General features: G+C 45.6%; 19 protein-coding genes. 18 read left to right on the forward strand and 1 reads right to left on the reverse strand.

The window, feature by feature from the left end; genetic code table 11:
- Positions 1–101: 101 nt before the first annotated feature.
- A complete protein-coding gene (locus P8F77_RS08955; protein WP_287518393.1) occupies positions 102–320 on the reverse strand; it encodes a DUF6465 family protein in 219 nt (72 codons plus the stop codon).
- A 217-nt stretch (positions 321–537) separates the two neighbouring features.
- On the opposite strand from P8F77_RS08955, the gene P8F77_RS08960 reads away from it, so the two are divergent.
- The 18 genes from P8F77_RS08960 to P8F77_RS09045 all read left to right on the forward strand — a co-directional run bounded on the left by P8F77_RS08960 (position 538) and on the right by P8F77_RS09045 (position 21,409).
- Positions 538–897, forward strand: coding sequence for a metalloregulator ArsR/SmtB family transcription factor (locus P8F77_RS08960; RefSeq protein ID WP_024727653.1), 360 nt, complete (start codon positions 538–540; stop codon positions 895–897).
- Between the two features lie 24 nt (positions 898–921).
- Positions 922–1,140 (forward strand): cation transporter, encoded by a 219-nt coding sequence (locus P8F77_RS08965; protein ID WP_006567070.1) that lies wholly within the window; start codon positions 922–924, stop codon positions 1,138–1,140.
- Between the two features lie 74 nt (positions 1,141–1,214).
- Positions 1,215–3,092, forward strand: a complete 1,878-nt coding sequence (locus P8F77_RS08970; RefSeq protein WP_270432500.1) for a heavy metal translocating P-type ATPase — start codon at positions 1,215–1,217, stop codon at positions 3,090–3,092.
- 591 nt (positions 3,093–3,683) lie between these two features.
- Positions 3,684–7,301 carry a DUF5979 domain-containing protein gene (locus tag P8F77_RS08975; RefSeq protein WP_270432930.1) on the forward strand — a complete coding sequence of 1,206 codons (3,618 nt, stop codon included), beginning with the start codon at positions 3,684–3,686 and terminating at the stop codon, positions 7,299–7,301.
- A 350-nt stretch (positions 7,302–7,651) separates the two neighbouring features.
- Entirely contained in the window at positions 7,652–8,062 is a 411-nt protein-coding gene (locus P8F77_RS08980; protein ID WP_347256430.1) for a hypothetical protein, read from the forward strand.
- Positions 8,063–8,218: 156 nt separating this feature from the next.
- Positions 8,219–8,434, forward strand: coding sequence for a hypothetical protein (locus P8F77_RS08985; protein ID WP_148460390.1), 216 nt, complete (start codon positions 8,219–8,221; stop codon positions 8,432–8,434).
- Between the two features lie 187 nt (positions 8,435–8,621).
- Positions 8,622–9,851 (forward strand): glutamyl-tRNA reductase, encoded by a 1,230-nt coding sequence (gene hemA, locus P8F77_RS08990; RefSeq protein WP_270432939.1) that lies wholly within the window; start codon positions 8,622–8,624, stop codon positions 9,849–9,851.
- Between the two features lie 12 nt (positions 9,852–9,863).
- Complete coding sequence (locus P8F77_RS08995) at positions 9,864–10,322, forward strand: bifunctional precorrin-2 dehydrogenase/sirohydrochlorin ferrochelatase (protein ID WP_024727646.1); 459 nt, start codon at positions 9,864–9,866, stop codon at positions 10,320–10,322.
- The gene (gene hemC, locus P8F77_RS09000; protein WP_024727645.1) at positions 10,304–11,182 is read left to right on the forward strand and encodes a hydroxymethylbilane synthase; all 879 of its coding nucleotides are present in this window, start codon (positions 10,304–10,306) and stop codon (positions 11,180–11,182) included. The genes P8F77_RS08995 and hemC overlap by 19 nt, the downstream gene beginning before the upstream one ends.
- Before the next feature lie 24 nt (positions 11,183–11,206).
- A complete protein-coding gene (gene hemB / locus P8F77_RS09005) occupies positions 11,207–12,190 on the forward strand; it encodes a porphobilinogen synthase (protein ID WP_024727644.1) in 984 nt (327 codons plus the stop codon).
- Positions 12,190–13,482: a glutamate-1-semialdehyde 2,1-aminomutase gene (gene hemL, locus P8F77_RS09010; protein ID WP_024727643.1), complete on the forward strand. Its 1,293-nt coding sequence runs from the start codon at positions 12,190–12,192 to the stop codon at positions 13,480–13,482. The genes hemB and hemL overlap by 1 nt, the downstream gene beginning before the upstream one ends.
- A gap of 178 nt (positions 13,483–13,660) precedes the next feature.
- Positions 13,661–14,809, forward strand: a complete 1,149-nt coding sequence (cbiD, locus tag P8F77_RS09015) for a cobalt-precorrin-5B (C(1))-methyltransferase CbiD (protein ID WP_024727642.1) — start codon at positions 13,661–13,663, stop codon at positions 14,807–14,809.
- Positions 14,806–15,501 carry a precorrin-2 C(20)-methyltransferase gene (cobI, locus tag P8F77_RS09020; RefSeq protein WP_024727641.1) on the forward strand — a complete coding sequence of 232 codons (696 nt, stop codon included), beginning with the start codon at positions 14,806–14,808 and terminating at the stop codon, positions 15,499–15,501. Before cbiD ends, cobI begins: the two co-directional genes overlap by 4 nt.
- Positions 15,498–16,259 (forward strand): precorrin-4 C(11)-methyltransferase, encoded by a 762-nt coding sequence (cobM, locus tag P8F77_RS09025; RefSeq protein ID WP_024727640.1) that lies wholly within the window; start codon positions 15,498–15,500, stop codon positions 16,257–16,259. The genes cobI and cobM overlap by 4 nt, the downstream gene beginning before the upstream one ends.
- Entirely contained in the window at positions 16,256–17,302 is a 1,047-nt protein-coding gene (locus P8F77_RS09030) for a cobalt-precorrin 5A hydrolase (protein WP_024727639.1), read from the forward strand. Before cobM ends, P8F77_RS09030 begins: the two co-directional genes overlap by 4 nt.
- Before the next feature lie 40 nt (positions 17,303–17,342).
- Positions 17,343–18,026, forward strand: a complete 684-nt coding sequence (cobJ, locus tag P8F77_RS09035; protein ID WP_051405212.1) for a precorrin-3B C(17)-methyltransferase — start codon at positions 17,343–17,345, stop codon at positions 18,024–18,026.
- Positions 18,019–20,031: a precorrin-6A reductase gene (gene cobK / locus P8F77_RS09040; protein WP_287518370.1), complete on the forward strand. Its 2,013-nt coding sequence runs from the start codon at positions 18,019–18,021 to the stop codon at positions 20,029–20,031. Before cobJ ends, cobK begins: the two co-directional genes overlap by 8 nt.
- A complete protein-coding gene (locus P8F77_RS09045; protein WP_024727636.1) occupies positions 20,021–21,409 on the forward strand; it encodes a cobyrinate a,c-diamide synthase in 1,389 nt (462 codons plus the stop codon). The genes cobK and P8F77_RS09045 overlap by 11 nt, the downstream gene beginning before the upstream one ends.

Raw genomic sequence — 21,409 nt, forward strand, 5'->3', positions numbered from 1 at the left:
CTTCAAGGACTGGCTCTTTTTTTGAAACAAAAAGAACTGCTGTACTTTTTCCGCACAGCAGTCCCGGTTTAAAACATGATTATGTAGCTATAATATCTGAGTTATTCAATGCTCAGCGGTTCGTTATTAGAGATAGAAGTGCCGTCTTTTGCTTTGGCCACATAAAATACAGACAAATTTTCCGGCTGATAATAGATTTCCAATGATGACAGGGAATTTAATTTCACACCTTTTGATTTAATGTCCTCCTTCACTGTCTTTTCCACATCTGCGACGAGCACATTGTGACTCTGAAACTGTACCTCTGTATAGATTTTCATATTTTATCCTCCTTTCATGCTTTAATTTTTTTATTATAAACCTTGTTTCATAAATATTCAAAGGATCAGGTGAAAATTCCATCTTTTGGTGCCGAATAAGAAGGTAATATTTTATAATTTATGATTGACATTCTGGTAAAAGAGATATATGATAAACACATAACATATGAATGATTGTTCATATGAATGAATATAATAATAAAAGGAGGGTGAGAAGTTGACAGTACATGATATAGACTGCTGTGATACCTATCAGGTCCATGATGACCTTCTGAAAGCAGTAAATGAAAAGATGCCCGAGGAAAGTGAACTGCAGGATCTGGCAGACCTTTTTAAGGTGTTTGGAGATTTTACAAGGATCAGGATTTTGTTTGTTCTGTTTGAAGCGGAAGTATGTGTGTGTGACCTGGCGGAGGCTCTTGATATGACTCAGTCTGCAATTTCACATCAGCTGAAGATACTGAAGCAGGCAAGGCTGGTAAAATCGAGAAGAGAAGGAAAATCAGTTTTTTATTCACTGGCAGACGGTCACGTAAGAACGATCATCGCTCAGGGAAGAGATCATATTGAAGAATAATCATAATTAAAATGGGAGGATATCATGAAGAAAAAATTTAAGTTACAGGATTTAGACTGTGCACACTGTGCGGCAAAGATGGAAGAGGCAATCAAAAAAATACCGGGAGTAAATGACGCCAGTGTAAGTTTTATGACTCAGAAAATGACGATCAGCGCAGAAGATGAAAAGTTTGATGAAATCATGCAGAAGGTTGTCAGTACCTGTGCCAAGGTTGAGCCTGACTGCAGGATACTCATCTAGTTGATAAAACCCGGATGGAACGGAGCCTATCCCGCACTCCGGGTTTTGTTTTTCAATATAAGGAGACTATGTTTATGACAAAAAAACATAAAAAGATGCTGATCCGGATCATTGCAGCATTTTTCCTACTTGCAGGGCTGATGATCGCGGAACATACGGGCAACCTCCAAAGTTTGGAAGGTTCATGGACTTTGTTCGTGATTTATCTGATCCCGTATCTGGTGATCGGCTATGACATTATTTACAAAGCAGCCAGAAATATCAGAAATGGACAGATATTTGATGAAAATTTCCTCATGATGATCGCTACGTTCGGAGCCTTTGGAGTGAAAGAGTATTCCGAAGCTGTGGCCGTTATGCTGTTTTATCAGGTGGGGGAACTGTTCCAGAGTTATGCGGTGGGAAAATCCCGCCAGTCTATCTCAGAGCTGATGGATATCTGCCCCGAATATGCGAATATCGAGGTTGATGGAGCGCTCACACAGGTTGATCCTGATGAAGTTGAAATAGGAAGTTTCATTGTTGTAAAACCGGGGGAAAGAATTCCTTTGGACGGCGTGGTAATCGAGGGGGAATCCTTGGTCGATACAGCCGCACTGACCGGCGAGTCCGTTCCGAGAAAGGCAGCTGCAGGTGATGAAGTGATCAGCGGATGCGTCAACGGAAGCGGTACGCTGAAAGTAGAAGTGACGAAAGAATTTGAAGACTCCACTGTTGCAAGGATTCTGGAACTGGTGGAAAATGCAGGCAGCAAGAAGGCAAATGTAGAGAATTTCATTACTAAATTTGCAAAATATTATACTCCTGTGGTAACAATCGGTGCCGTGATTCTTGCGGTATTCCCTCCGCTGATCTTAGGAGGAGGCTGGGGTGAATGGGTTCAGAGAGCCTGCATTTTCCTTGTAATCTCCTGTCCATGTGCGCTGGTAATTTCAGTGCCTATGGGATTTTTCGGAGGGATTGGTGCTGCCTCAAGGATCGGTGTACTGGTCAAGGGAAGCAATTATCTGGAAGCTGTATCTGAGATGACAACCATAGTATTTGACAAGACTGGAACTCTGACAAAAGGTGAATTTAAAGTGACTGAGATCCTGCCGCAGGGACGCAGAGAAGAGGAACTTCTTGAGCTTGCGGCATTGGGTGAAGGGTATTCGAATCACCCGATTGCCGGTTCTATTAAAGAAGCATATGGAAAAACAGCGGATATGAACCGTGTGTCCGAGGCTGAAGAAATCGCAGGACACGGAATCCGTGTCCTGATCGATGGGAAAGAAGTTCTGATCGGAAACGGCAAGTTAATGAGACAGCAGCACATTGACTATGTTTCCTGCAACAGTACCGGGACTGTCGTCTACGTGGCCTCTGAGGGTGTGTTTGCAGGCGCTATCGTCATTTCTGATACGGTAAAAGACGGGGCAAAAGAGGCAATCAAAAGCATGAAGCAGGTAGGCGTTAAAAAATGTGTTATGCTCACCGGAGACAGGAAAGAGGCAGCTGAATCTGTTGCCGTACAATTAGGAATTGATGAAGTATACGCAGAACTCCTGCCGGGCGACAAAGTATCCCAGGTGGAAAAGCTTCTGAAAAATCAGAGAGAGAAAGAAAAGCTTGCTTTTGCCGGAGACGGTATTAATGATGCACCGGTGCTTACAAGAGCAGATATTGGGATTGCCATGGGAAGCATGGGATCTGATGCGGCCATAGAAGCTGCCGATGTGGTATTGATGGACGACGATGTCAGAAAGATTGCCTCCATCGTTCATATTTCAAGAAAAACACTGCGGATAGTGAAACAGAATATTGTGTTTGCCTTAGGTGTAAAGGCTCTTGTATTGGCTCTAGGCGCAGCCGGAATGGCAAATATGTGGGAAGCAGTCTTTGCGGATGTGGGAGTATCGGTGATTGCAATCCTCAACTCTATGCGTGCGCTGAAAAGCGGTGACCAAGAATAAAAGAAAATTGAGAGAAAAGGCCTGATTCAGCCGAATATGGTATAATGCAGCAAAACAGAAAAATCATTCTGCTTTGCTGCATTTTCCTTTTTTACCTCTCAGGAAAGAGACTCCGTGACTTCTTTGAACTGAAAAACACTACGGGAACAAAGAAAAGCCTTATAAATACTGCATTTAAATGAATGAGCAAGAGGAAATATTGAAGGATTTACGACAATAGTACAACAAATGAAAGAACATTGTATAACGACTTCTATTGCTATGTTTGATGAATGCTGAAATATTATAGACAGGTGCTTAAAAATAGTGTAAAATTAACTTGTATTAGGAAAAGAAAAATACTTTTTAATTTTGTATAAAAAGGGGTTGACAGACATGCTTAGAAACTGGTATACTATGACAGACAGACAGACAGACAGACAGACAGACAGACAGACAGACAGACAGACAGACAGACAGACAGACAGGTAAAGTCTGTTTTTTTTGCGTACAACCTATATAGACATACCAAAAGCACAGATACACTAATTATATGGTGATCTGTGTCTTTTTTGCGTTCTGTAGAAAAATGAGTGAAAAGAGGGAAGAAATATGTATAAAGAGAGTGTCAAGAAGAATTTTCGTTACATAATGTCAAAATTTGTGTGTGTGGTTTTTGTAGTAATTTTAATATTAAATTGTATGTCTTTGCAAATTAAAGCAGAAGGAAATACGAATGGGAATATAACAGATAGTGAATATAATCCAAAATATACTATTCAACATTATTTAAATTACCCAGCGATGGTTTTAGATATTCCAAATTCTGGAGATAAGACAGGAATGGATTTAGTAAATGCGCAAGCATCTAAGACAGATACGATGATTGTATGGCGAACAGATGCTTCACGGGAAAATAATTTACCACGTAATTTTAAGAAACAAAATAGTTATGGAGAGAACCATGGCGTGGATGAATTATATGAACAAAGTCCACATTCGCAACTAAACTTAAATGATGATGGAACAGTAAAAACAGAAAATGAATTACGAAAATTGTTTGCTGATGAGGAAACATATTTCTTTGAAAAATCACAAATGCGATTCATGAATAAGCTTTATAATGATAAAAGTGAAAATCATTATAATAAGAATTATACATTAGAACAGGTTTGGCTTTTGAAAGAAGGTAAGGATAAAGATAGTACTAATAAAGAGGATTTTTATGTCTTAGATGCACCTGTAATGGATGATGGAATCCATCATGATCCTTCTAAGTTTACTTTCACTAACTATAAGGACAATCCAGCATTTAATTCCACAAAAACTACAAATGCTGATGGTGTGAAATATATTGGAGATTCAAAAGACGGTTATACGATTTTAATTACTGAAGATACGGTCATTCGTCTAGTTTTTGAACCAACTACAGAAGAAAATTATAATTATGATGCAGTGAATTTTTTCGATTATGATATAACGGATGGATGGATTTATACTACAGAAGCTGCAGCTAATTCAGCAAGAGATGGTCAAGAGGTAGATAATATAAGCAAAAAGGTTGATAAGGCAATAGAAGCACAAACTTTAGATCAATTAGTTTCAAACAGTAAATTTAATGTAGATGGTAAACTTCCAACTTCTTATCAAAGCAAAGATGAATTGAAAAATGTAACATTTTATGCAAACACAGCAAAACAAGGTATAAATAACCGAAATAATCTTCCTGCTGGAGCAGAGCAAAAATTTGCTTTTGGAAACGATAATGCTGGGACTGGATTAGGAAAGAATACTTGGAATGATTCTAACGGTGTAGCGGCATCATTAAATATGACTAATGCAGGAAATCGTGCTGGAACCAGTAAATGGGGTACTACATTCTATGGTCCGAGTCTTCGAGGGGCAACATTTAGTTTGGGTCAAGGCGTCAATGAAAATGGAAGTATTAAGTGGAGTGAGGGGGTAAATGCACCTCCAATCTTTTCAACAGCTAAAGATACTTTGAATTCAGATGGTATAGATAATCCAAATGGAATACAAGGGAAAACGGAATATTTAAAATATAGTGGATATGGGACAGAAAATTCCAAAGAAAACTATAGCTTACAGTTTTCTCGTCTTGGAGGTACATATACTTTATCTGGAGTTAAGAACAATAAAGGGAAACAAGTTAGCAGTAAGTTGGATAAAATTTCCAAAAATAAATCATCTCTTTATTCAAATGAATTTTGGCCGATGGATTATGCTTCATCATATGGAACTGATGGACACGATCTTAAATTTGGAAATTTAAATTCCAAAGATCTTAGAAATTTTGTAGGAATTGATGGTTCTGGAGCTAAAGTATCTGGAGCCCTTCCAACAAGTGATGATCAAAATAATGATCATAATTCTTACTTTGGTATGACAACATATTTTGATTTTGTGTTACAACCTGGATATTGTGGACCGTTGAATTACTTCTTTTATGGAGATGATGATTTATTAGTGTTCTTGTCAGAAACAACTGTTTCTGAGGATGGGACAGTTACAGTTGATCATACTAACAGTGTACAAGTGGCAGACATGGGTGGAGTTCACTCGTCATTAGGTATGTACGTAGATTTATGGGAATTTATTGATGGAGCAGAAGATATAAAAAATAGTGATGGAGAGACAATTGCCACAGGTATTCCATATAAAGATAATAAGAAAACATATCGTTTATCTGTATATTACACAGAAAGAGGAGCATCTGGATCTTCATGCTATATGAGATTTACAGTTCCATTTGAAGAGTTAGCAACAAATCCAATTACTTTTAATCAGGCAATTCAAATTGAGAAAAATGTTAAGAGCAATTCAAAAGAAGATAAAGGTGTATATGCATTTCAGTTGGATTTAACGACACCTAACGGAAATTCTATGGTTAATCAATATCCATATAAGAGATATGATGCAAATGGAAAAGAAATTAGTACTTCTAATGCTTCAATTGTCAGTGGAACAAAATTTTTTTTAAAGGATGGAGAGAAAGTGCTGATTTCTCATTTGCCAAAAGATACTGATAAGGATTTGGAGAAAGGCTATGGATATAATGTAAGAGAATTAGGAAGAGTAGATTCATCTAGTACAGGATACCCTGATAACTTGAATCCAAGTAATGTTACAGTTATTCCATTGACTCCAAAAGATTCAACAACCTTTATGACAGGAACAATTAAGGATGGATTAGGTCAAAAATTAACATTGGGTGTTGATTATGGGGATGAATTTGATAAAAACAATTATGTTCGTTTTATTAATGCCACAGACCCTGGAATGTTAGAATTAGAAAAGCAATTATCTGTTGATACGCAATCAACAGATAAGGATTTCAATTTCAACGTATATTTCACAAAAGCAGATGGGACGCCTTTGAACTCTTTATCATGGTTTAAAAGCCCGACTGATGTTGAGAGTCCAAACTGGGTTGAACAATCAGATATTGATTTGCAAGATGGTAAAGGCGTGTTATCAATTAAAGCTGGTGAAAAGGTTTTGATTTATAATTTACCAAAAGGGGCAACCTATACCATTACAGAAGCCAAAAACACATATTATGGGGTCAAAGAGATTGTTACTACAGGAAGTGGAAAGATAAATAAAGACGAAGCTTCTGGAAAGGTTACCGGAACTATTATAGTGGATGAGAATGTGACCGAGATGGATCAAAAAAAGCCATCTAATACCATTAAATATGTCAATGCAAAAACAGAAACAGGTGGCTTGACAGTAACAAAACAAGTTTCGGGAACACACGGCGATAAAGACAAGGAGTTCCATTTCACGGTTACGCTTGATGATAAGACAATCAGCGGAAAATTTGGAGATATGGACTTCGCGGACGGCGTGGCTACATTCACATTGAAACACGGGCAGAGAGCAACAGCTGTGAGACTTCCTGCTGGTATCGGATATACAGTAGAAGAAACAGAAGCCAACCAGGACGGCTATGTGACTACTTCTACTGCTGACAAAGGAACAGTTCCAGAGAATGGTAATGTGGGAATCAAGTTTATCAACCACAAGGAAGTGACATCAGAGAAGCCATCCACACCTGATAAACCTGATACGCCAGACAGTCCAAAAACGGGTGACAGAACAAATATAGTGTTATATATATCATTGTTCGCAATAAGCGGACTATTAATCGCAATTCTAATCGTATTGAAGAAAAAGAAAATATTGGAGAACCGAAAAAGATCTTGAAATAAGATTGTAACGGCTACACAACTCACATTGACGGAGTGATCCAGACACGGTGGCGGGGAAATCTCAGGATTTTTCCGCCATGCTTGCAAGTGGCTGGTTCACTTCGTCTGTGAGCGAGCCTGTGGCGAGCTTTATGTAGCTCCCGTTATCTAACAAGGGGGCACAGGAACGCTCATGGTATGACTTCATGCTCGATTGTATGACGGCTGGCGGTGTGATAAAACGGGTTGACTTGGACACAGAGATTAAAAACCGTTTTGAAATACGCATGAAGAATGCACGAGCCTATTATGCTGTTGTGGACTTACTCATTTTGTATTCAAATGCTTAGTTTGTATCAAGTGTTGATGCAAGAAAGAAGAAATTTATTTTATCAGGTAGATGATAATGGTGTCATCTTTCAGGCCGATGGAGAAAGCTCAAAGGATATATTATGGAAGAGGCGAATGGCATGTTCGTCCAATGAACAATTCTCGATTGATAAATCCATGACATTGGACTTGAACGGATACAGTATTGGCTCCATAAAAGAGCAGTCTTTTGTGATAAATAAATATGGGGAAACGACTGAAGTCAAGCAGAAAAACGGAACGATCACCAATGACAGCAGCGAATCAGACAAGTTAAGCATACCGATGTTTGCAAGACAAAGAGTCAAACTGCACCTGGAGAATATGAAGCTTATATTGAATCCAAACGCCGGCATGATGGGATATGGCCTGAGGATTGGAAATGGAGATCATAATCAGGCACCGTAAAAGCTTTCAATACCGGCGGAGCCGCAGTTTATCATCCTCAGAACGGCAATCTGACAATCAACGGCGGCATTTTCCATCATATCCAGAGGCTCAGAATACGGAGGTGCTCAGGGAGCCGAGGCATCCATTGTATTTAAAGTCAATGGGGGCAGCTCTGTGGATAATCTCACAGGATTGACAGACCAGGTGATTTCTGACCTCACTATGCCGAAACCGAAGACCGGCAGTTCAGCGCAATCGAAGCGGGTCACCCAAAATGCGGCTAAAGCTGGGGAGCCTTTGGAATTTGCAGCTTGGGCAGGAGTCATGCTCACGGCTCTGGTATGCGGTCTGGCTGCGGCAAACTGTAAAAAGAATGCAAAGCATAAATAACATTCCATATACCTTATCGTGCGAAGCACGTCCACCCGAAGGGTATTAAATACGGTGTGCCCTGCGGGTATACTTTTCTGAGCTTATCCGGGTGTTTGGCAGAGAAATGCCGGATAAGCTTTGTTTTTAGTTGCGCTTTTTCTGTAAAACGTGCTAAAATTCTTTCAGATATAAAAAGGAGCTAGTTATGGAACTTTCGATGATAGGAATAGATTATCATACGGCATCGGTGGAGGAGAGGGAGCCGTTTGCATTTACAGATTCGGGAGCCACCCGATTCATGAAGTCTGTGAAGGAAACGGACCCAAATGCGTCCTGTATCGTTCTGTCGACCTGCAACCGGACAGAACTTTGGTTTTATAATCTGACACCTGACCCTCTGGATTACCTTTTTTCACAGCTGTCTCTTTTAAAGGATTCGGGGAGAGAACTGTTCGTCAGAAGGGCCGGGACCGAGGCCGTCTTTTATCTGATGGAACTGGCCAGCGGGCTCCACTCTCAGATCCTTGGGGAAGACCAGATTGTGTCCCAGGTCAGAGAGGCCCTTAACCGTGCCAGAGAATGCTGTAAGCCGGACCCTGTTCTGGACACGCTGTTTCGGATGGCTGTGACGGCGGCAAAAAAAGTCAAAACGGAAACCCGGATCGGAAGCAGGGACACCTCCGTGCCGGAACGGGCTGTTTCGATTTTGGAAGACAAATACGGCTCATTTAAAGGAAAACAATGTCTGGTTATCGGAAACGGAGAAATGGGCCGTCTTCTGGCCGCATGGCTGGTACATAAAGGGGCCTGTGTTTCCATGACTCTGCGGCAGTATCGGAAACAGGACGTCATGATCCCGGCAGGATGCGGTGTTGTCTCTTACCAGGACCGTTACAGCGCCATGGGAGCTATGGAGTTTATTTTCAGTGCCACCAGAAGCCCGCACTATACGATACGCGCACAGCAGGCGGCAGAGACTTTTAAAGAGCACCGCTCTTATGTGTTTACAGATCTGGCAGTGCCCAGGGATCTGGACCCGGGTCTTGCAGAGCTGCCCGGATGCTGCCTTTTAGATATGGACGATCTGGGCCTTCAGGTATCGGCAGATGACGGGGAGCTTAAGAAGGCAGAAGAAATTATTTGTGAGCAGTCCGATGAATTTATGAACTGGTATTATTTCAGGGATTATATTCCGCTGGTCCGGGCGGTCGGCAGTGCTGCCGGGGAGCTGACCAATGCCAAGCTGAAGAAAACATACAGGGAACTCAGAAAAAAACACCAGGATGTATGCGGCCTTAAAAAAGAGGTGATGAGGGCATCAGAATCAGCGGTTGAACGGATTCTCTTCGGCCTTAAGGATGTGCTCCCGAGGCAGGAGTGGAAACATATTTTTGAGGCGCTGGAACTGTCGGCAGATGAGGTGGATATTTTTTAAGGAGGCTTGACCATGGGATATTTTCCGATGTACACAGATATCCGGGATTTCAAGATTTTGATGGTCGGAGGAGGAGCAATCGCCCTGCGGCGGCTTAAGACACTCCAAATGTTTCATGAACATATCACAGTCATATCACTGTCTGTCTGCAAAGGGATAGAAGATATGGTCCTTGACGGCTTTGTCACCTGGATTTCAAGGAGTTATGTTCCGGGAGACCTGAAAGATTTTGATATGGTGCTTGCCGCAACAGATAACAGGGAAGTCAATCACGCTGTTTTTCTGGAAGCCCGGAGGGAGAAAATGCCCGTCAATATCAGCGACTGCAAAGAAGAGTGCAGTTTTTATTTTCCTTCTGTTATAAAGGACGGCGATATTGTCATCGGGGTCACATCCGGAGGCACCGACCATAAAAAGACAAAACAGACAGCAGACAGAATCAGGAGTTTGATATGGAACCAAAAAGACTGAGGATCGGAAGCCGCGAAAGCCTTCTGGCTGTGGCTCAGACAAAACTTGTAATAGAGCAGTTAAAAGCAAATTATCCGGATCTTTCTTTTGAGCTGGTGACTCTGAAAACTACCGGGGATAAGATTCTTGATAAGACGTTAGATAAGATCGGAGGAAAGGGACTCTTTGTGAAAGAGCTTGATCAGGCTCTTCTGGACGGAAGGATCGATATGGCGGTCCACAGCATGAAGGATCTGCCTATGGAGATCTCCGATGACCTTCCCGTGGCGGCAGTGCCCAAACGGGGTGATCCAAGAGACGTGATTGTGCTGCCTTTGACCGGAGATTTTGGGGAACCCGGACAGGTGATCGGTTCTTCCAGTGCGAGAAGAGTTCTGCAGGCCAGAGGCCTGTTTCCGGAAGCAGAATTTCAAAGTATCCGAGGGAATATCCATACGAGGCTTCGTAAGTTGGACGGCGGACAGTATTCTGCATTGATCATGGCGGCCGCGGGACTAAAAAGGGCAGGCCTTGAAGAGCGGATCAGCCGTTATTTTTCTGTGGAAGAAATGCTGCCGGCGGCCGGACAGGGGACACTGTGCGTTCAGGTGAGAAAAGATTTTGACCAGTCCTTTTTTTCATGTATCCATGACAGGGGGACGGAACTTGTGACCGAGGCGGAACGGAGTTTTGTACGTGCTTTGGACGGGGGCTGTTCTTCTCCGATCGCGGCATATGCAGAGATTACAGGAAGCGACCTTAACCTTACCGGGTTTTACTGCGATGAATCAGACGGCACCGGAAGGGAAAAGAGCATTCGGGGAAAAGCACAAAGTGCCGGTGAGCTTGGCCGGCGCCTTGCAGAACAGATACGAGAATAAATGATACAGAAAGAAGGATGCAGAATGGATATGACAATAAGATCAAGAAGGCTACGGTCTACACCGGTATTGAGAAAGATGGTGCGGGAGACGAGGATGGATGCGTCTTCTCTCATTTATCCGCTTTTTGTGCGGGAGGGAGAAAATGTGAAGGAAGAAATCCCGTCCATGCCGGGACAGTTCAGGTACAGTCTGGACCGCATGCCGGAAGCTCTGAACGAAATGGCAGATGCCGGGGTGCCGAGTGTTATGCTGTTTGGAATTCCGGATGCAAAGGATGAGTGCGGCACCGGGGCGTGGGCAGAGGACGGCATCATCCAGAAGGCATTGAGAAAGGCAAAGAAGGAAGTGCCGGATCTTTATTACATTACAGACGTGTGCATGTGTGAGTATACCTCCCACGGACACTGCGGCATTTTGAGCGGACACCGGGTGGACAATGATAAGACTCTGCCCATGATCGCTAAGATAGCCCTGTCCCAGATACAGGCCGGGGCCGATATGGTAGCCCCGTCTGATATGATGGACGGCCGGGTCTCTGAGATCAGAAGTCTGCTGGATCAGCACGGTTACACAGATGTGCCGATCATGTCCTATGCGGCCAAATATGCTTCCGCTTTTTACGGCCCGTTTCGGGATGCCGCAGGATCTGCCCCTTCCTTCGGAGACCGGAAGGGATATCAGATGGATTATCATAATCGCCTGGAGGCCCTGAAGGAAGTGAAACAGGACTGTGAAGAAGGAGCGGACATCATCATGGTGAAACCGGCTCTCTCTTATCTGGATATTGTGAGAGAAGTGCGCAGTACGGTAGATCTTCCAGTAGCTGCATACAGCGTCAGCGGGGAGTATGCCATGATCAAGGCGGCAGCCATGAAGGGCTGGATCGATGAGGATCAGATGATCTGTGAGACGGCAGCCGGGATTTACCGGGCAGGCTGTGATATACTCCTGACGTACTTTGCTAAGGAGATTGCCGGATTTATGAGGGAAGGGAGGATCGGATGATGACCAGATCAGAAGATTTATTTAACCGTGCCAAACGGGTGCTGCCAGGAGGCGTCAACAGCCCGGTGAGGGCTTACCAGTCTGTGGGAGGCTGTCCGCGGTTCATTAAAAAAGCGGAAGGTACTTATGTATATGACGAAGAGGGAAAACGCTATCTGGATTATATCGGCTCCTGGGGACCGATGATCCTCGGACATAACCATTCGGAGATCCAAAAAGCGGTCGTGGAAGCCGCACAAAATGGGCTGAGCTTTGGTACGGCTACAGAGATCGAAGTGGAGATGGGAGAACTGCTGTGCAATCTGGTGCCGTGTTTTGATATGGTCCGCATGGTCAATTCGGGCACGGAGGCCGTGATGAGTTCGATCCGGGCTGCGAGAGGATTTACGGGCAGAGATAAGATCATCAAGTTTGAGGGATGTTATCATGGACATTTTGACGCACTGCTCGTAAAAGCGGGGTCCGGTGTGATGACGGCAGGAATCCCGGACAGCTCCGGTGTGCCAAAGGGCTGTGCGAAGGATACCCTGACTGCGGTGTATAACGATATAAACAGCGTTAGGAAACTATTTGAAGAAAATCCGGGACAGATCGCCGCGCTGATCATTGAACCGGCAGCGGCAAATATGGGGGTTGTATTGCCGAAAGAAGGCTTTTTGCAGGAACTCAGAGATATCTGTACCAAGAACGGGACACTGCTGATCTTTGATGAGGTCATTACCGGCTTCAGGCTGGGACTTGCAGGTGCACAGGGAACTTACGGCGTGACGCCGGACCTGGCCACCTTCGGAAAGATCATCGGAGGAGGCATGCCGGTAGGCTGCTACGGAGGACGGCGTGAGATCATGGAAATGATCGCACCTCTCGGCAGCATTTATCAGGCCGGGACTCTGAGCGGAAATCCGGTTGCCATGGCGGCCGGCATCACGGAACTTACGATTCTGAAAGAACACCCGGAAATCTACCGGCATCTTGAGAAACTCGGAGAGTCTTTCAGAAGCGGTGTAAAAGAGATCCTAAGGCGGCACGGAAAGGAATATCAGATTACAGGGACAGGGTCTTTAAGCTGTCTGTTTTTTACGGACCGTCCGGTTGCCAATTATGAGGACGCAAAGACTTCCGATGTACAGGCATTTGCAGAGTATTTTCATTATATGCTGGATCACGGAATCCATCTGGCCCCCTCTCAGTTTGAAGCTATTTTCTTTAACAATGCTATGAAACAGGAGGATGTAGATCTGACACTGGAAGTGATGGATTCCTTTTTTTCATTTCACAGGAAAGTCCTATGACCTTCCCTATGAAATAAAAACGTTCCGCGGGTTGTGCACAGATGCGTAAGGAAATTATTTGCCTTCGGCAAATCGCATCTGGCACGCAAAGTTATCAAGCCCCTCAAAGAGTAAGGGATTGGGGCGTTGAAGTGGGCTTGCCCACATTGTGCTAGAGAAGACAACCGGGAGGAATTCTATGAGCAGGGGACTTAAAGAGCATAAGGTCATAAAACAGAATAAAGAACTGAGATGCGGTTTTACGACAGGCTCCTGTGCGGCCGCCGCTGCCAAAGGAGCCGCCGCAGCCCTGCTTTTGGGAACACAGGAATCAAATGTTTCTCTTCTGACACCTGCGGGTATCCGTCTTTTTCTGCCCCTGGAGGATTTCAGGGTATCAGATAATTCGGTTTCCTGCTGTGTTACCAAAGATGCCGGGGACGATCCGGATGTCACAGACGGTATTCATATTTATGCGGAGGTGAAAAAAATCCCTTCTCCCGGAATTTTCATCGAAGGAGGAGAGGGGATCGGCAGAATTACAAGAAAAGGCCTTTTCCTGCCAGTCGGCGAGGCGGCCATCAACCCTGTGCCGAGAGAGATGATCACAGATGCCGTGCGGGAAGTCCTTGACCGTTCCGATTATGAAGGCGGCCTCTCAGTAACCGTCCGGACGCCGGAGGGCGGGGAGACGGCAAAGAAAACCTTCAATCCGCGCCTCGGGATCGAAGGCGGCATTTCAATTCTCGGGACCACCGGGATCGTAGAACCTATGAGCGAAGCGGCGATGGTCAAAAGTATTGAGGCAGAGATGCGGATTCTTCTCGCAGAGGGAAACGGATATCTTTTAGTGACGCCCGGCAATTACGGGGCTGACTATGTAAAAACACACTGCGGCATTTCGGGAGACAATATACTAAAGTGCAGTAACTTTGTGGGTGATACGATAGACATGGCTGTCAATTTAAAAGCCAGGGGAATTCTGTTTGTGTCCCATATCGGAAAGTTTATCAAGCTTGCAGGCGGGATCATGAATACCCACTCGAGAGAGGCAGACTGCCGGGCAGAGCTTATGGCAGCCGCTGCAGTAAGAAACGGGGCCGGCCTTAAAACGGTCAAAAAGATCCTTCAAATAAAGACGACGGAGGAAGGCATTTCTTTTCTGGAATCAGAAGGGATTCTGGAACGGACGATGGAAGACGTATTAGAAAGGATCGGGGAAAATCTTTCCCGAAGGGCCTATGACAGGCTGTTGACCGGTGCCGTGGTCTTTTCTGGCGGGCACGGATTTCTGGGGCAGACGAAACACACCGATTTATTATGGCAGAAACTAAAGGAGACAGAATGAGCGGAACACTATATGGAATTGGAGTAGGCCCGGGAGATCCGGAACTTATGACTTTAAAGGCAGTGAGAAAGATCAGGGAGTGCAGGGCAGTCGCTGTTCCGGGCAGAAATCCGGAAGAAAGCACAGCTTTTCAGATCGCGGCAAAGGCGTGTCCGGAAATAAAAGATAAAAAACTGATCGGAATCCACATGCCTATGACGAGAGATGAAGAAAAACTGAGGGAGAGCCATGAATCGGGGGCTTTTTTTCTGACAGAATGTCTTAAGAAAGGGATGGATGTCGCATTCTTAACGCTCGGTGACCCCACAGTGTATTCCACTTACCTGTATTTACATAAGATCGTCAGAAAACAGGGATTTCCGGCAGAGATCATAAGCGGTATTCCTTCCTTTTGTGCGGCCGCTGCCAGGATGGAAACAGGGCTTGCAGAGAAAGATCAGGCACTGCACATTATACCGGCTGCATATGAGGTGGAAGACTGGCTGGAACTTTCGGGGACAAAAGTATTCATGAAGGCCGGAAAACAACTGGCTCAGGTGAAGGAGAAATTGTCCGAAAAAAAACTGGCCGGAAGAATGGTAGAAAACTGCGGAATGAAAAATGAAAGACTTTATGACAGCATTGAAGAGATCCCCCAGGAGGCAGGGTATTACTCTCTGATTATCGTAAAGGAACAGGAGGATGTACAATGATTTATTTTGTCGGAGCAGGCAGCGGAGCGCCGGACTTGATCACCGTTCGGGGAAAGCAGCTGATCGAGACAGCGGATATCCTGATCTATGCCGGATCTCTGGTCAATCCGGAGCTTCTTTTATATGCCGGACCTGACTGTAAGCTCTATAACAGCGCAGAAATGACACTGGAAGAAGTTTTCAAGGTCATGGAAGAAGGGGAACTGGCGGGAGAGGACACAGTCCGGCTGCACACTGGAGATCCATGTCTTTACGGCGCCATCAGGGAACAGATGGACCTTCTGGATGAAAAAGAACTCCCTTATGATTACTGTCCTGGTGTCAGTTCTTTCTGCGGAGCGGCATCTGCCCTGAACTTAGAATATACACTTCCCGATGTGTCACAAAGCGTCATCATCACAAGGATGGCGGGAAGGACTCCGGTCCCGGAAAAAGAAAACATCGAATCCTTTGCTGCCCATCAGGCCACCATGGTGATTTTCCTCAGTACAGGAATGATAAAAGAATTATCAGAGAAGCTTGTGAAAGGCGGATACACCCGGGAGACACCGGCGGCCATCGTCTATAAGGCGACCTGGGAGGATGAGCAGACCTTTCTCTGCACTGTGGGGACTCTCTGCCAGACGGTAAGGGAGCACGGGATCACGAAAACAGCGCTGATCATTGTGGGAGATGCGGTCTCCCATCACCATTATAAGAGGTCTAAGCTCTATGATCCGGAGTTTACTACGGGATACAGAAAAGGAATCGAAAAATGAAGACAGCCATCATTTGCTTTAGCCAAAGAGGATTGAATATTGCCGGGAAATTGAAGACGGGTCTCAAAAAGTCAGGTCACGAGGCAGAGATCTCAGTGAAATCCAGATATATTAAGAACCGGGATGTACACTGTGTGACAGAATCATTAAATGACTGGACCGCAAGACAGTTTCAGGAAAAAGAAGCCTTATTTTTCATCGGGGCCTGTGGGATCGCAGTGAGGGCCATTGCACCTTTTGTCAAAAGCAAAGACACTGATCCCGCAGTCATAGCGGTCGATGAGGCAGCGAGCTTTGCGGTTCCTCTGCTGTCCGGACATCTGGGAGGCGCCAACGATCTGGCAGAACAGGCGGCTTTCCTCACGGGGGCTGTTCCTGTGATTACTACGGCTACGGATATAAATCAGGTGTTTGCGGTGGATCTGTTTGCAAAAAAGCACCGTCTGCATATCATGGATCTTGGGCTTGCCAAAGAAATATCAGCCTCTCTGCTGTCAGGGACTCCGGTCGGGTTTCACAGTGACTTTCCGGTGTCTGGGAATCTGCCGGAGGGACTGGTACGGGGAGAAGACACAAAACTCGGCATCTGCATTTCTGTGAGGAAGGATTTTCTTCCTTTTCAGAAAACCCTGAGGCTGATTCCGAAAGCAGTCGTTTTTGGAGTGGGATGCAGAAAAGACACGCCGGAAGAAGCCATAAAACAGGCTTTTTTACAGGCCTGTGAAAAAGGCCGGATTGAGCCTTTGGCATTGGGATTGACAGCCAGCATTGATTTAAAAAAGGAAGAACGCGGGCTCCTTGTTTTCTGCCGGGAGAAAGGAATTCCTTTTCAAAGTTTCACTGCCGAAGAGCTGATGCAGGCAGAAGGAGCATTTATGTCCTCTGCCTTTGTCAGCCGTGTGACCGGCGCAGATAATGTATGTGAGAGAAGCGCCCTTCTGGCGGCCGGAGACGGAGGAGAACTGATCGTGGGCAGACAGGCAGGAAACGGCGTGACCGCAGCTCTTGCGTTAAAAGATTGGAGGATCAGGTTTGAGTCATAAAATATATGTAGTGGGCATCGGCCCGGGAGCGTTTGAACAGATGACCGCAAAGGCGGCAGATATTTTAAGACAGAGCGATGTCATCATCGGATACACCGTATACATTGATCTTGTAAGAGATCACCTGCCGGGAAAACAATTTTTATCTACCCCCATGACAAAAGAGGCAGACCGGTGCCGGATGGCATTTTTGGAGGCGCGGAAGGGAAAGACCGTGTCGATGATCTGCAGCGGGGATGCGGGAATCTACGGGATGGCTGGTCTGATGTATGAAATCGGCGCACAATATCCTGATACAGAACTGGAAGTCATACCGGGGGTCACGGCGGCCACAGCCGGAGCAGCGCTGCTTGGGGCTCCATTGACCCATGATTTCTGTGTCATCAGCCTGAGTGATCTGCTGACTTCATGGAAAACCATCGAGGAACGGATTCTTGCGGCTTCCAGGGCAGACTTTTCTATCTGTCTGTACAATCCGTCCAGCAAAAAGCGGCGGGATTATCTGAAAAAGGCCTGTGAACTCATGCTCAAGTATAAATCCCCGGACACGGTATGCGGAATCGTAAAAAATATTGGAAGAGAGGGGGAGGAAAAGTTTCTCCTGACTCTTAAGGACCTTAAAGATGCAGAGGCCGATATGTTTACCACAGTATTTGTTGGGAATTCCCAGACAAAGACCCTGTCCGAAGCGATGGTCACTCCGAGAGGATATAAAGATGTATAAAGTATTTTTATTTGCGGGCACCACAGAGGGCCGGGAACTGGCGGGGTTTCTAAGCCGGGCCGGTGTGGAGGTCTTTGTATTTACTGCAACTGAATATGGAAAAAGCCTGATCGGGGAAGCGGAGAATATGGTCCTGTCCTATGAAAGGCTTTCCGCAGAAAAGATGGAAGAACAGATCAGAACCGAAAAACCGGATCTTGTGGTAGACGCCACACACCCGTATGCAGAATTGGTGACGGAGAATATACGGTCAGCCTGTATCCATACCCATACGGAGCTGATACGGCTGGTCAGGGACGAGGGGACATGGGACGGAGGAGACATTACATATGTCAGTTCCGCAAAAGAAGCAGCGGAGTTTCTTTCACGTACAGAGGGAAATGTTCTTTTGACAACCGGAAGCAAAGATCTGGCAGAGTTTACCGCGGTTCCTGGTTATGAAGAGAGGATTTATGCGAGAGTCCTCTCCCTGCCGGACGTGGCAAAAAGCTGTGCCGGACTCGGGTTTCGGGGAAGCCGCCTGATCTGCATGCAGGGGCCGTTTTCAAAGGAACTGAATACTGCAATGCTCAGGCAGTATGACTGTAAATGGATGGTGACAAAGGCCTCCGGAATGGAAGGCGGATTTCCGGAAAAATTAGAGGCTGCTAAAGAGGCGGGGGCAAAGCTTCTGATTATCGGGAGGCCGAAAAAGGAAGAGGGGCTTAACTTCAAAGAATGCCGGAAGATGCTTAGGGAGCGTTTTCAGATACCATACCGTCCGGAGATTACTCTTGCAGGCGTGGGAATGGGAAGTATCGAAATGATGACCGGGGAGGCAGTGCGTGCATGCCAAAATGCAGATCTTCTGATCGGAGCCGGCCGGGTGCTGGAGGCAGCAGAAAAAGCGGCCGGAAACGCTCATAAGGCAGAGCTTTATAAGGAATACAAAAGTGAGGAAATCTTTTCCTTCATAAAGTCTCATCCATTTTATTACCATATTGTCATTGCTATGTCAGGAGATCCCGGGTTTTACAGCGGGGCAAAAAAACTGTACGGACTGCTGTCTTCAGAAAAAGAATGGAATGTAAAAGCGGTGTCCGGTATTTCTTCTCTGTCCTATTTCATGGCGAAACTGCATCTTTCCTGGGAAGATGCAGTGATGGTAAGCTGCCATGGACAGAAAACACATCTTGTACAGAAAATAGCGTCCAGCAGGAAGGTATTTGCGATCCTGGGCACAGGAACAGAAGTCGGGGAGCTGGCAAATGAACTCCTTCAATATGGCCTTGACGACGTTATCTTCCATACGGGGGAACGGCTTTCCTACCCCGACGAAAAGATCAGATCCGGTCTGCCGCAGGAATTCCTTTGCTGCCGGACGGATGCTTTAAGTGTGCTCTGTGTGGAAAATCCCAGGCCACGGAAACGTTTTGCACTTCACAGTTTACAGGATGATCTGTTCGTGCGCGGGAAGGTTCCCATGACGAAGCAGGAAGTGAGGAGCATCACTCTTTCAAAGCTTAAGCTTTTAAAAGATGCTGTCTGCTATGATATCGGTGCAGGCACAGGATCTGTCTCCATAGAGATGGCAGAGAAAGCATATGAAGGACGCGTATATGCGGTGGAAAAGAAACTGGAAGCGGCAGATTTGATCCGTCAAAACCGGAGAAAATTTTGTATGGATTCTATTCATATCGTGGAAGGAACGGCACCGGAGGCAATAAAAAGGCTGGAACCCCCAACCCATGTCTTTATTGGAGGAACCTCAGGCAATCTTACAGAAATCCTTCATTCTGTATTAAAGAAAAATCCCAGGGTCAGGATCGTTATGAACTGCATTACTCTGGAGACACTTACAGAGGCAGTCAAGGCCTTTCAAACTCTGCCTGTTACGGAGCCGGATATCGTGAATGTGACGGTGAGCAGGGCGAAAAAAGCCGGCAGCTATCATTTGATGATGGGAGAAAATCCTGTTTATATCCTTGCCTGCTCCGGAACCGGGGAGGCGTGCCGTGAAGATTGACAGACTCTTATTTACGGCCCCGCAGAGTGCAGGCGGGAAGACGATGGTGACCTGCGGCATTCTTGCCGCCCTCGGCGGGATGGGCAGAAAGACGGTGTCCTTTAAGTGCGGACCGGATTATATTGATCCGATGTTTCACCGCAAAGCAGTCGGAACCGATGCCTGGAATTTAGACCCCTTTCTGACACCCGGCCCGGCAGTCAGATCCCTGCTGGTCCGCCATGCAAAAAACGCCGATCTGGCTGTGATGGAAGGGGTCATGGGGTATTATGACGGCCTCGGAGGGACAACGACAAAAGCCAGTGCATATGAACTGTGTAAAATCACAGGCACTCCCGCAGTCCTGATCGTCGATGCAAAAGGGGTGAGCACCTCTGTTCTGGCTCAGATCCATGGCTTTTTATCATGGAAAAAGGACAGCGGGATCAGGGGAGTCCTTTTAAACCGGATATCTCCGATGCTCTATCCCCGGATGAAGCAGTTGATTGAGGAACAGCTGGACATCCCGGTTGTGGGATATGTGCCGGAAGTCCCGGACTGTGTGTTTAAAAGCCGCCATCTCGGGCTTATTTTGCCGGAGGAGATTACGGATATCAAAGATAAGCTTCACCGTCTTGCAGGCATTATGAGAGAAACCATTGACTGGGATACATTATTCAGGATTGCGGAAGGTGCCGCTTCTCTGGAGGCAGATGATGAAACAGATCCTCCGGATTATTTTGAGAACACAGACCTTTCTAAGGTAAGGATTGGAATTGCGGAAGATGAGGCCTTTTGTTTTATGTACAGAGAAAATTTAGAACTGCTCAGTGACATGGGAGCAAAACTTGTGTTTTTTTCGCCCATTCATGACAGACACCTGCCGAAAGATTTGGACGGACTGATCTTTTACGGCGGTTATCCGGAGCTTTATGGAATGGAACTTGAGGAAAATCATGCGATGAGACGAGAGACTGCATCTGCTGTGTCCTCCGGCCTTCCATGTATGGCCGAGTGCGGAGGCTTTCTGTATCTTCACAGGGAGATGGAGGATAAAGACGGCGTTTTCAGGAAAATGGCAGGCGTGATTCCGGGGAAGGCATATAAAAAGGACAGACTTTCGAGGTTCGGATATATTTCTTTACATCAGAGATCGGGAACCTTGTTTGGAACCGGTCCGGCAAAACTTACAGCCCACGAATTTCACTACTATGATTCCGACTGCTGCGGGCAGGATTTCTATGCAAAAAAACCTGTGGGCAGCAGAGGCTGGGAATGTATATTCGCATCCGACACTTTGTTTGCAGGCTTTCCTCATTTTTATTACTATGGCATTCCGGAACTTCCAAAGGCATTTTTAATAAAATGCCGTCAATACAAGGCGAAAAAGAGGAGATAA

It is taken from the genome of Anaerostipes sp. PC18, from assembly GCF_039789045.1.
GTDB lineage: Bacteria > Bacillota > Clostridia > Lachnospirales > Lachnospiraceae > Anaerostipes > Anaerostipes hominis.

Bases quoted from the DNA above. Each gene is read 5' to 3' on its own strand.
- cobJ (WP_051405212.1), top strand. From the start codon at position 17,343: ATGACCGCAAAGGCGGCAGATATTTTAAGACAGAGCGATGTCATCATC.
- cobM (WP_024727640.1), top strand. From the start codon at position 15,498: ATGATTTATTTTGTCGGAGCAGGCAGCGGAGCGCCGGACTTGATCACC.
- hemA (WP_270432939.1), top strand. From the start codon at position 8,622: ATGGAACTTTCGATGATAGGAATAGATTATCATACGGCATCGGTGGAG.
- P8F77_RS08995 (WP_024727646.1), top strand. From the start codon at position 9,864: ATGGGATATTTTCCGATGTACACAGATATCCGGGATTTCAAGATTTTG.
- P8F77_RS08975 (WP_270432930.1), top strand. From the start codon at position 3,684: ATGTATAAAGAGAGTGTCAAGAAGAATTTTCGTTACATAATGTCAAAA.
- hemL (WP_024727643.1), top strand. From the start codon at position 12,190: ATGACCAGATCAGAAGATTTATTTAACCGTGCCAAACGGGTGCTGCCA.
- P8F77_RS08970 (WP_270432500.1), top strand. From the start codon at position 1,215: ATGACAAAAAAACATAAAAAGATGCTGATCCGGATCATTGCAGCATTT.
- hemC (WP_024727645.1), top strand. From the start codon at position 10,304: ATGGAACCAAAAAGACTGAGGATCGGAAGCCGCGAAAGCCTTCTGGCT.
- P8F77_RS08955 (WP_287518393.1), bottom strand. From the start codon at position 320: ATGAAAATCTATACAGAGGTACAGTTTCAGAGTCACAATGTGCTCGTC.
- cobI (WP_024727641.1), top strand. From the start codon at position 14,806: ATGAGCGGAACACTATATGGAATTGGAGTAGGCCCGGGAGATCCGGAA.
- cobK (WP_287518370.1), top strand. From the start codon at position 18,019: ATGTATAAAGTATTTTTATTTGCGGGCACCACAGAGGGCCGGGAACTG.
- P8F77_RS09030 (WP_024727639.1), top strand. From the start codon at position 16,256: ATGAAGACAGCCATCATTTGCTTTAGCCAAAGAGGATTGAATATTGCC.
- hemB (WP_024727644.1), top strand. From the start codon at position 11,207: ATGGATATGACAATAAGATCAAGAAGGCTACGGTCTACACCGGTATTG.
- P8F77_RS08980 (WP_347256430.1), top strand. From the start codon at position 7,652: ATGCAAGAAAGAAGAAATTTATTTTATCAGGTAGATGATAATGGTGTC.
- P8F77_RS08965 (WP_006567070.1), top strand. From the start codon at position 922: ATGAAGAAAAAATTTAAGTTACAGGATTTAGACTGTGCACACTGTGCG.
- cbiD (WP_024727642.1), top strand. From the start codon at position 13,661: ATGAGCAGGGGACTTAAAGAGCATAAGGTCATAAAACAGAATAAAGAA.